This window comes from Persicitalea sp. (assembly GCF_041751555.1).
Taxonomy (GTDB): domain Bacteria; phylum Bacteroidota; class Bacteroidia; order Cytophagales; family Spirosomataceae; genus Persicitalea.
Genome location: NZ_JBGSXF010000177.1, coordinates 1 through 7,984 on the forward strand (window position 1 = coordinate 1; position 7,984 = coordinate 7,984).

Genomic DNA, 7,984 nt, shown 5'->3' on the forward strand with positions numbered 1-7,984 from the left:
TATAGCACATTATACTGCCAAGATGTAAAATCCGCGAACGCTGTCGCCGCATTAGCGGCAAAGTCGCTGTTTTCAGCAAATGCTCCAAATAAGGCGGTGGGAGCAAACATCAGTGCCTGAGCAAAAATGATAGGCATTACGCCCGCCGCATTTACTTTCAAGGGCAGGTATTGACGTTGACCCAAGCCAACCGCGCGATTACCCACAACCTGCTTAGCGTATTGAATAGGTACCCGCCGGACGGCCTGCGTGAGCATGACTGCGGCCATTATAACAAAATAAAGGGCAACGAGTTCCAAAACGAATACGAGAATTTGCGCGCTGCCTCTTGAGGAGAATTCCTGATAAATAGCACCCGGAAAACGTGAAACTATGCCAATCATGATTAGCATAGAGATGCCGTTACCCACTCCTTTATCTGTGATTCTTTCCCCTAACCACATACAGAACATGGTACCGGAGATTAAAATAAATATCGAAGAAATCGTAAAAATGCTGCGCGAAACTAACAAAGCCTCGTCCGGCACAGTAGTAGCCAAATAGGTCAGTCCCTGAGCAAACGTGACCACAATAGTCAATATTCGCGTAATCTGATTGAGTTTTTTTCGTCCCGACTCGCCTTCCTTCTGCATCTTCTGGAAGTAAGGCATCGCCATTGTCAAAAGCTGAATGGCAATGGACGCCGAGATATACGGCATAATCCCTAGGGCAAAAATGGAGGCCTTACTGAAAGCACCTCCCAAAAAGGTATCCAGCAGACCGAGCAGACCGCCCGTAGAAATGGTCATTAGGTCAGGCTCGATACCAGGCAGTACGACAAACGACCCCAGACGGAATATAGTTATAAACAAGAGAGTGTTGAGAATTCGGGTTCTCAACTCCTCAATTGAAAAAATATTCTTGATCGTATCGATAAATCGCTTCATAGAAAAAATATTGTAAGCCGGGGTTTTGTCCAGTTTTGATAATTTGCTTCTAGGGTTGGTGCCAGGAAGCAGCCGGATTACATTTCAGCAGTTTCCGTAGCAAAACGATCGATAACGATCGCCTTACCACCTGCCTTCTCGATGGCCTCAACAGCACTCTTAGAGAATTTGTGGGCGTGAACTTCAACCGCTGTGCTTAATTCGCCACGGTTCAGCACTTTAATCAGGTCTTTCTTCTTGGCCATATTGTTAGTCAACAAAGCCTCATGGTCCAGAACCTTGGCATCAAGTCGCGTTGCGGCTTCCTGGATCGTGTCTAGGTTAATAGCCTTGTATTCGACACGGTTGGGGCTGGTAAAGCCAAACTTGGGCAAACGACGCTGCAAAGGCATTTGACCACCTTCGAAGCCACGCTTCCGACTATAACCTGAGCGAGACTGGGCGCCTTTGTGTCCCCGTGTGGAGGTACCGCCACGTCCCGAACCTTGTCCGCGACCTACCCGCTTGATATTCCGTACCGAACCTTCCGCCGGCTTTAAATTATGGAGATTCATAACTCGCTCTGTATTTTAAATTTCTTCGACTTTGACCAGGTGATTGATCTTGCGGATCATGCCCGACATCGAATCACTAACTTCTTTTTCGCAGTATTGGCTTATTTTGCCCAGACCCAGCGCCTTCATCGTGCGCTTCTGACTTTCGGGCCGACCGATAATGCTTCTAACCTGTGTAATACGTACTTTCGACATGATTGGTTCTGTTGTTGCGGAAGCGAATTATCCGTTGAAAACTTTTTCCATCGATATGCCGCGCTGGAATGCTACCTGATGTGGGGCGCGCATTTTCAACAGAGCATCGATAGTGGCTTTTACCACGTTGTGTGGGTTAGATGAACCCTTAGATTTCGCCAAAACGTCGTGAATGCCAGCTGCTTCTAGAACAGCGCGCATTGCACCACCAGCAATAACCCCCGTACCGGGAGCTGCGGGCTTGATGAGTACGAAACCGCCGCTGTACTTTCCCTCCATTGCATGAGGTACAGTCGTTTTCATCAAAGGCACCTGAAACAGATTCTTCTTAGCTTCATCGATTCCTTTGGTAATGGCATCGGTCACCTCGTTGGCTTTACCAAGCCCATATCCTACTACCCCATTGCCATCACCTACTACCACAATGGCAGAAAAGCTGAAGCGGCGACCGCCCTTGACTACTTTGGCAACCCGATTGATCGACACAACGCGCTCTTTCAGGTCTGCTTCATTGACCTTCTCGGGCCGATTTGAATTTTGTTGCATAATAGCTTTTTGCTTAAAATATGAGTCCAGCTTCGCGAGCAGCGTCGGCAATTGCCTTCACTTTGCCGTGATATAGGTAGCCGCTGCGGTCGAAAACAATTTTCTCGATACCCGCCGCCTTTGCCTTCTCAGCAATTTTCTTACCAACCAAGCCAGCCGTTTCCACATTGGTGTTTTTCGTTTTGTCGCTTACTTCCTTAGAGGAAGCACTCGCCAGCGTAATGCTTTTGTCGTCATCAACCAACTGCACGTAGATGCTGGTGTTAGAACGATAAATCGACAGGCGCGGACGCTCTGCGGTACCGTTGACTTTCTTGCGGATGCCGCGCTTGAGGCGCTGTCTCCGTAATGTTTTTACCGTCGCCATTATATGCTAATCGTATAAACTTGAATGTAAATCTTAAAAAGTACCGCTTACTTCTTGGCGGCTGCCTTACCCGCTTTGCGGCGAACCTTCTCACCTACGAAGCGGATACCCTTACCTTTGTAAGGCTCGACTTTGCGCAGAGACTTAATTTTAGCCGCCACATCGCCGATGAGCTCCTTGTCAATTCCTTCCAGAATCACCTTTGGGTTTTGTCCCTTTTCCGTAACCGTCGTAACGCTGATTTCCTTGGGGATTTCCATGATGATGCCGTGCGAATAACCGAGGCTAAGGTCAAGAACATTGTTGGTGGCCGTGGCTTTGTACCCTACGCCTACCACTTCGAGTTCGCGACGGTAGCCCGTACTGACACCCACGACCATGTTATTGATCAATGAGCGGTACAAACCGTGCAGTGCCTTGTGACGCTTCTGTTCCGTAGGACGCTCAACATGCAATTCACCGTCTTCAATTTTAACGGTCATCTCTTTGTCGATGGGTCGAGTTAGAGTACCCTTGGGGCCCTTCACCGAAACCACGTTCTCGCCGTCCACAGAAATAGTAGTTCCTGAGGGTATTTCGATTACTTTCTTTCCTATTCGTGACATTTCTCTCTGGAATTTGCGGTTAGTACACTTGGCACAACAACTCGCCACCCACATTCATGGTACGAGCCTCTTTATCAGTCATTACTCCCTTTGAAGTGGATATAATGGTGATTCCCAATCCACTAAGGACGCGAGGAACCTCGGCGGCACCAGCGTACTGACGCAGTCCGGGCTTGCTGACACGCTGCAATTTGACGATGGCGGGCTGCTTGGTGACAGGATTGTATTTCAAGGCAATCTTGATCGTTCCCTGCGGTCCGTTATCGTCGAATTTAAAGCTTTGAATGTACCCCTTTTCGAAAAGCACCTTCGTGATTTCCTTCTTGAGGTTGGATGCAGGTATTTCTACCACCCGGTGCCTTGCTTTGATCGCGTTTCTGACGCGAGTCAGATAATCTGCTATGGGATCCGTTAACATTTTTATTGACTTGGTTAAGCACTCCTCAAAAAGGCGTGCAAAGGTAAGTGATTAAAATCAGAATTGAAAGCGGTGGCTACCAGCTGGATTTGGTAACACCGGGAATCTTGCCCATAGAGGCCAGATCACGGAAAACTACACGCGAGATGCCAAACTTACGCATATAACCACGAGGGCGGCCGGTGAGTTTGCAACGATTGTGCAAACGAACAGGTGAGGAGTTGCGGGGAAGCTTGTCCAAACCTACCCAGTCGCCTTCGGCTTTCAACTTAGCGCGTTTTTCAGCGTATTTCTCTACCAAACGCTGTCTTTTTCTCTCCCGAGCCTTTACTGATTCTTTTGCCATTTTAGCTTAATATCTTGAATTTACTGATTAGTCTTGGCGGCACTGGCGAAGGGCATTCCCAACGCCTTGAGCAACTCGTAGCCTTCTTCATCCGAATTGGTAGACGTTACGAAGGTGATGTCCATGCCTGTAATTTTGTTCACCTTATCGATACTGATCTCAGGGAATATGATCTGCTCTTTTACGCCAAAGGTATAGTTACCACGTCCATCGAAACCTTTGTCACTAATTCCACGGAAGTCCCTAACGCGGGGCATCGCAATAGCAGTTAAGCGATCAAGAAATTCGTACATCTGATTGCCGCGCAGGGTTACCTTCGCACCAATGGGCATGTCTTCCCGGAGTTTGAAGTTCGAGATAGCTTTCTTAGAAATGGTCGCAATCGCCTTTTGTCCAGTGATCATGCTCAACTCCTCGATTCCTACATCCACCAACTTCTTGTCGGCTACCGCTGCGCCAATTCCTTTATTCAGGACGATTTTCGTCAAACGCGGAACCTGCATGATTGATTTGTACTGAAATTTTTCTTTCAGTTGGCCGATAATTTCCTTATCGTATTTTTCTCTTAGTCTTGGAGATGCCATTAGTTATTTTATCCTTGCCGATGAATTTCCGACCCATCGGTCGTTGATGTTTGACTTATTGGTTGGGGTGGCAGTTCTTTAAATGAACTTGTCCGTTTTCTTAGAGTAACGCTGGAGTTTCCCCTTATCGTCCTGCCGACGTCCGGTGCGAGTCGCTTCGCCCGTAGCGGGATCGACCAACATCAAGTTGCTGAGGTGAATGCCAGCTTCACGCTTCTCGATGCTCCCCTGTGGATTGTTAGCATTTGGTTTCAAATGCTTGGTTACCATATTTACTCCCTCTACAATGGCCCGCTCCTTATCGATTAGCATGGTCACCACTTTGCCCGTCTTCCCTTTGGAGTTACCGGAAATCACTTTCACCGTATCGCCGCTGCGAATGTGAAATTTAGGCTGCATTTTCTTTTTCTTTTCCATTGTCATTCTGCTTTATGAGTTCAAAGAACTACGGCGTATTTCTTTAAAGTACCTCGGGAGCCAAAGAAACGATTTTCATGAATTGCTTTTCGCGCAATTCACGAGCCACTGGACCGAAGATACGGGTGCCACGGGGTTCGTTATTTGCAGCCAGAAGTACCGCTGCATTGTCTTCGAAGCGAATGTAAGTTCCGTCTTTGCGGCGAATCTCCTTTTTGGTACGTACAACTACAGCTTTGGAAATCGTGCCTTTCTTCATGTTGCTGGAAGACAAAGCATGCTTTACCGTTACAACGATCTTATCGCCCACGGAGGCGTAACGCTTGCCGGTTCCGCCCAATACCCGAATGACGAGTACTTCTTTGGCGCCGCTATTGTCGGCTACGGACAGTCTTGATTCTTGCTGTACCATGGTTATTTCGCTTTTTCAATAATTTCTACTAAACGCCACCGCTTATGCTTGCTCAGCGGGCGGGTTTCCATCACGCGGATCGTATCGCCGATTCCGCACTGATTGTTTTCGTCATGCACCATCAGTTTGGAAGATTTTTTCATAATCTTATCATACATTGGGTGCTTCACTTTGCGATCAACCCGTATAACGCAAGACTTCTCCATCTTGTCGCTAACTACCAGGCCAATTCTTTCTTTGCGTAGTTTTCTAGTCTGTTCTTCTGTTGTCGTCTGTTCCTCCATGATTTCTTAAGCAGCAGGGCTGTTTTGAGTTTGGGAAGTTTTGATGGTGAGCGCCGTCAAGAGCCGGGCTACCTGCTTGCGCGCCGCCCGGATACGAAGCGGGTTTTCGATTGGAGAAACCGCGTGGGCAAATCGCAGACGAAGCAAGCGCTCCCGCTCTTTAGTGATTTCCTCCTTTAATTGTTCAGCCGAAAGGCCCTTGATTTCTTCTTTAGTCATTACAATGTCAATTTGAGTAGTTCAGAGAAGCTACGAAGATCTTCTTATACCTGGTAATCGCGACGAACGACAAATTTTGTTTTAATTGGCAGTTTCTGTGCCGCCAATCGGAGAGCTTCGTTTGCCGTAGCCAAATCTACACCACCCGCTTCGAAAATAATTCTTCCGGGCTTCACCGTAGCAACCCAATATTCGGGAGCACCCTTACCTTTACCCATTCGTACTTCGGCGGGTTTCTTAGTGATAGGTTTGTCGGGGAAAATACGAATCCAAACCTGGCCCTCCCGTTTCATAGCGCGAGTCACGCTGATACGGGCGGCTTCAATTTGACGGGCGGTGATCCAACCCGGTTCGAGGGCTTTAATGGCAAATGATCCGAAAGCGATCTGGTGACCGCGTGAAGCGAGCCCATTAAAACTTCCCTTTCCTTTCTGCTGCTTGCGAAATCTGGTTCTTTTCGGCTGTAACATGATTCTTGTCTATAATTACCGACGCTGGGCGTCGAATATCGTTCTACCTATTTCCTCCCCGGCCACCGCCGCCACCGCTTCCGCCACGACCACCGCCGCCACTTCCACCGCGACCACCGCCGCCAGAATTTCCGCCTCTCCGGCGACGATCACCACGCTCACCGCGTTCGTTGTCACCACGTCCGCCGCGACGATCACCGCGTCCACCACGCTCGGCGCGGTCATTCTTGTCGGCCTGAGCCGTGGCTGCGCTCGGTGTGAGGTCGCGCTTACCGTACAACTCACCTTTGAAGACCCATACCTTGATACCGATTTTTCCGTAAACAGTTTGGGCTTCGGAAATGGCGTAGTCGATGTCGGCACGAAGGGTGTGCAGCGGAATGCGTCCTTCCTTATATTCCTCCGTCCGGGCAATTTCTGCTCCGCCCAAACGACCTGAGCAACGGATTTTGATTCCTTGTGCTCCTACCCGCATAGCCGAAGAAATAGCCTGCTTCATGGCGCGACGGTAGGAAATACGCGCCTGCAATTGTTGGGCAATTCCCTCGCCGACTAGCTTAGCGTCGGTTTCAGGGCGCTTAATTTCGTATATATTGATCTGAACGTCTTTGCCCGTGATCGACTTAAGTTCTTCTTTAATGCGATCCACCTCGCTCCCTCCCTTACCGATAACGATACCTGGGCGAGCCGTGTGGATGGTCAGCGTAACCCGCTTCAATGTGCGCTCAATAACAACCTTGGAAATTGAACCCTTGGGGATACGCGCTTGAATGTAGTTGCGGATTTTCTCGTCTTCAACCAATTTGTCGGAGAAGTCCTTTCCACCATACCAGCTTGAGTCCCATCCTCTGACAATTCCCAGTCTTAGACCGATCGGGTTTACCTTTTGTCCCATTTAATTAAGATCTTTTATGATTCGGTGTTAGTTTCTTCTGCTTCTGCAATCTGCACAAAGCCTGTGTCGGTAGAAGCGTCGTCAATAACCAGCGTGATGTGGTTGGAACGCTTCCGAATCCGGTGTGCGCGGCCCTGCGGAGCGGGGCGAAGGCGCTTCAGCATCCGGCCCCCGTCGATAAATATAGTCTTGACGTACAGGTCGGCGTCGCCAATTTCCACGTCCTCATTCTTCTGTTGCCAGTTGGCAACTGCCGAAAGCAACACCTTACGAATGATGGCGGCACCCGCGTTGGGTTGGAATTTCAGAATGGCCAGAGCCTGACTGACCTTTTGACCGCGTACCAGATCCGCTACCAAACGCATTTTGCGCGGTGAGGTCGGTACGTCTTTAAGTATTGATCTTGCTTCCATGTTGTCTCAGTTTAGCCGCCCGTGCGCAGGTCCGGCAATCCTATAATCTATCGTCTTCCTTTATCCTTCTTGGCCGTGTGACCCCGGAAGTTCCGTGTGGGAGCGAATTCTCCCAGTTTGTGACCTACCATATTCTCAGTCACATACACCGGAATAAATTTATTGCCGTTGTGAACCGCAAAAGTATGTCCAATGAACTCAGGAGAAATCATGGAGCGGCGCGACCAGGTTTTGATGACTGACTTGCGGGCGGCGTCGTTCATCGCGTGGATTTTATTCTCCAAACGATAATCAATGTAAGGGCCTTTTTTTAATGAACGTGACATATCGCTT

17 protein-coding genes are annotated in these 7,984 nt (G+C 48.9%); all 17 read right to left on the reverse strand.

Going from position 1 to position 7,984, the window contains the following annotated elements; all coding sequences use genetic code 11:
- On the reverse strand, window positions 1–926 hold a 926-nt coding region (locus ACEW8P_RS06095; protein WP_373512214.1), incomplete at its 3' end, for a preprotein translocase subunit SecY.
- A gap of 77 nt (window positions 927–1,003) precedes the next feature.
- The gene (gene rplO / locus ACEW8P_RS06100) at window positions 1,004–1,480 is read right to left on the reverse strand and encodes a 50S ribosomal protein L15 (RefSeq protein WP_373512215.1); all 477 of its coding nucleotides are present in this window, start codon (window positions 1,478–1,480) and stop codon (window positions 1,004–1,006) included.
- 15 nt (window positions 1,481–1,495) lie between these two features.
- On the reverse strand, window positions 1,496–1,675 hold the full coding sequence (gene rpmD, locus ACEW8P_RS06105) for a 50S ribosomal protein L30 (protein WP_189562581.1): 180 nt from the start codon (window positions 1,673–1,675) through the stop codon (window positions 1,496–1,498).
- Window positions 1,676–1,702: 27 nt separating this feature from the next.
- Entirely contained in the window at window positions 1,703–2,221 is a 519-nt protein-coding gene (gene rpsE, locus ACEW8P_RS06110) for a 30S ribosomal protein S5 (protein WP_373512227.1), read from the reverse strand.
- Between the two features lie 13 nt (window positions 2,222–2,234).
- A complete protein-coding gene (gene rplR / locus ACEW8P_RS06115) occupies window positions 2,235–2,588 on the reverse strand; it encodes a 50S ribosomal protein L18 (RefSeq protein ID WP_373512216.1) in 354 nt (117 codons plus the stop codon).
- A 47-nt stretch (window positions 2,589–2,635) separates the two neighbouring features.
- Entirely contained in the window at window positions 2,636–3,193 is a 558-nt protein-coding gene (rplF, locus tag ACEW8P_RS06120) for a 50S ribosomal protein L6 (RefSeq protein ID WP_373512217.1), read from the reverse strand.
- A 19-nt stretch (window positions 3,194–3,212) separates the two neighbouring features.
- Window positions 3,213–3,611, reverse strand: a complete 399-nt coding sequence (gene rpsH, locus ACEW8P_RS06125) for a 30S ribosomal protein S8 (RefSeq protein WP_373512218.1) — start codon at window positions 3,609–3,611, stop codon at window positions 3,213–3,215.
- Window positions 3,612–3,687: 76 nt separating this feature from the next.
- Window positions 3,688–3,957 (reverse strand): 30S ribosomal protein S14, encoded by a 270-nt coding sequence (gene rpsN / locus ACEW8P_RS06130; protein WP_189562576.1) that lies wholly within the window; start codon window positions 3,955–3,957, stop codon window positions 3,688–3,690.
- 20 nt (window positions 3,958–3,977) lie between these two features.
- A complete protein-coding gene (rplE, locus tag ACEW8P_RS06135) occupies window positions 3,978–4,541 on the reverse strand; it encodes a 50S ribosomal protein L5 (protein ID WP_373512219.1) in 564 nt (187 codons plus the stop codon).
- A gap of 78 nt (window positions 4,542–4,619) precedes the next feature.
- Window positions 4,620–4,958, reverse strand: a complete 339-nt coding sequence (gene rplX, locus ACEW8P_RS06140) for a 50S ribosomal protein L24 (protein ID WP_373512220.1) — start codon at window positions 4,956–4,958, stop codon at window positions 4,620–4,622.
- Between the two features lie 43 nt (window positions 4,959–5,001).
- The gene (gene rplN / locus ACEW8P_RS06145) at window positions 5,002–5,370 is read right to left on the reverse strand and encodes a 50S ribosomal protein L14 (protein ID WP_373512221.1); all 369 of its coding nucleotides are present in this window, start codon (window positions 5,368–5,370) and stop codon (window positions 5,002–5,004) included.
- 2 nt (window positions 5,371–5,372) lie between these two features.
- Window positions 5,373–5,654, reverse strand: coding sequence for a 30S ribosomal protein S17 (rpsQ, locus tag ACEW8P_RS06150; RefSeq protein WP_373512222.1), 282 nt, complete (start codon window positions 5,652–5,654; stop codon window positions 5,373–5,375).
- A gap of 6 nt (window positions 5,655–5,660) precedes the next feature.
- Window positions 5,661–5,873 carry a 50S ribosomal protein L29 gene (gene rpmC, locus ACEW8P_RS06155; protein ID WP_373512223.1) on the reverse strand — a complete coding sequence of 71 codons (213 nt, stop codon included), beginning with the start codon at window positions 5,871–5,873 and terminating at the stop codon, window positions 5,661–5,663.
- A 44-nt stretch (window positions 5,874–5,917) separates the two neighbouring features.
- Window positions 5,918–6,343 (reverse strand): 50S ribosomal protein L16, encoded by a 426-nt coding sequence (gene rplP, locus ACEW8P_RS06160; RefSeq protein WP_373512224.1) that lies wholly within the window; start codon window positions 6,341–6,343, stop codon window positions 5,918–5,920.
- A gap of 43 nt (window positions 6,344–6,386) precedes the next feature.
- On the reverse strand, window positions 6,387–7,238 hold the full coding sequence (gene rpsC / locus ACEW8P_RS06165) for a 30S ribosomal protein S3 (RefSeq protein ID WP_373512225.1): 852 nt from the start codon (window positions 7,236–7,238) through the stop codon (window positions 6,387–6,389).
- 14 nt (window positions 7,239–7,252) lie between these two features.
- Window positions 7,253–7,651 (reverse strand): 50S ribosomal protein L22, encoded by a 399-nt coding sequence (rplV, locus tag ACEW8P_RS06170; RefSeq protein ID WP_373512226.1) that lies wholly within the window; start codon window positions 7,649–7,651, stop codon window positions 7,253–7,255.
- 47 nt (window positions 7,652–7,698) lie between these two features.
- A complete protein-coding gene (gene rpsS, locus ACEW8P_RS06175) occupies window positions 7,699–7,977 on the reverse strand; it encodes a 30S ribosomal protein S19 (protein ID WP_189562567.1) in 279 nt (92 codons plus the stop codon).
- Between the last annotated feature and the right edge of the window lie 7 nt (window positions 7,978–7,984).

Bases quoted from the DNA above. Each gene is read 5' to 3' on its own strand.
- rplO (WP_373512215.1), bottom strand. From the start codon at position 1,480: ATGAATCTCCATAATTTAAAGCCGGCGGAAGGTTCGGTACGGAATATC.
- rpmD (WP_189562581.1), bottom strand. From the start codon at position 1,675: ATGTCGAAAGTACGTATTACACAGGTTAGAAGCATTATCGGTCGGCCC.
- rpsE (WP_373512227.1), bottom strand. From the start codon at position 2,221: ATGCAACAAAATTCAAATCGGCCCGAGAAGGTCAATGAAGCAGACCTG.
- rplR (WP_373512216.1), bottom strand. From the start codon at position 2,588: ATGGCGACGGTAAAAACATTACGGAGACAGCGCCTCAAGCGCGGCATC.
- rplF (WP_373512217.1), bottom strand. From the start codon at position 3,193: ATGTCACGAATAGGAAAGAAAGTAATCGAAATACCCTCAGGAACTACT.
- rpsH (WP_373512218.1), bottom strand. From the start codon at position 3,611: ATGTTAACGGATCCCATAGCAGATTATCTGACTCGCGTCAGAAACGCG.
- rpsN (WP_189562576.1), bottom strand. From the start codon at position 3,957: ATGGCAAAAGAATCAGTAAAGGCTCGGGAGAGAAAAAGACAGCGTTTG.
- rplE (WP_373512219.1), bottom strand. From the start codon at position 4,541: ATGGCATCTCCAAGACTAAGAGAAAAATACGATAAGGAAATTATCGGC.
- rplX (WP_373512220.1), bottom strand. From the start codon at position 4,958: ATGGAAAAGAAAAAGAAAATGCAGCCTAAATTTCACATTCGCAGCGGC.
- rplN (WP_373512221.1), bottom strand. From the start codon at position 5,370: ATGGTACAGCAAGAATCAAGACTGTCCGTAGCCGACAATAGCGGCGCC.
- rpsQ (WP_373512222.1), bottom strand. From the start codon at position 5,654: ATGGAGGAACAGACGACAACAGAAGAACAGACTAGAAAACTACGCAAA.
- rpmC (WP_373512223.1), bottom strand. From the start codon at position 5,873: ATGACTAAAGAAGAAATCAAGGGCCTTTCGGCTGAACAATTAAAGGAG.
- rplP (WP_373512224.1), bottom strand. From the start codon at position 6,343: ATGTTACAGCCGAAAAGAACCAGATTTCGCAAGCAGCAGAAAGGAAAG.
- rpsC (WP_373512225.1), bottom strand. From the start codon at position 7,238: ATGGGACAAAAGGTAAACCCGATCGGTCTAAGACTGGGAATTGTCAGA.
- rplV (WP_373512226.1), bottom strand. From the start codon at position 7,651: ATGGAAGCAAGATCAATACTTAAAGACGTACCGACCTCACCGCGCAAA.
- rpsS (WP_189562567.1), bottom strand. From the start codon at position 7,977: ATGTCACGTTCATTAAAAAAAGGCCCTTACATTGATTATCGTTTGGAG.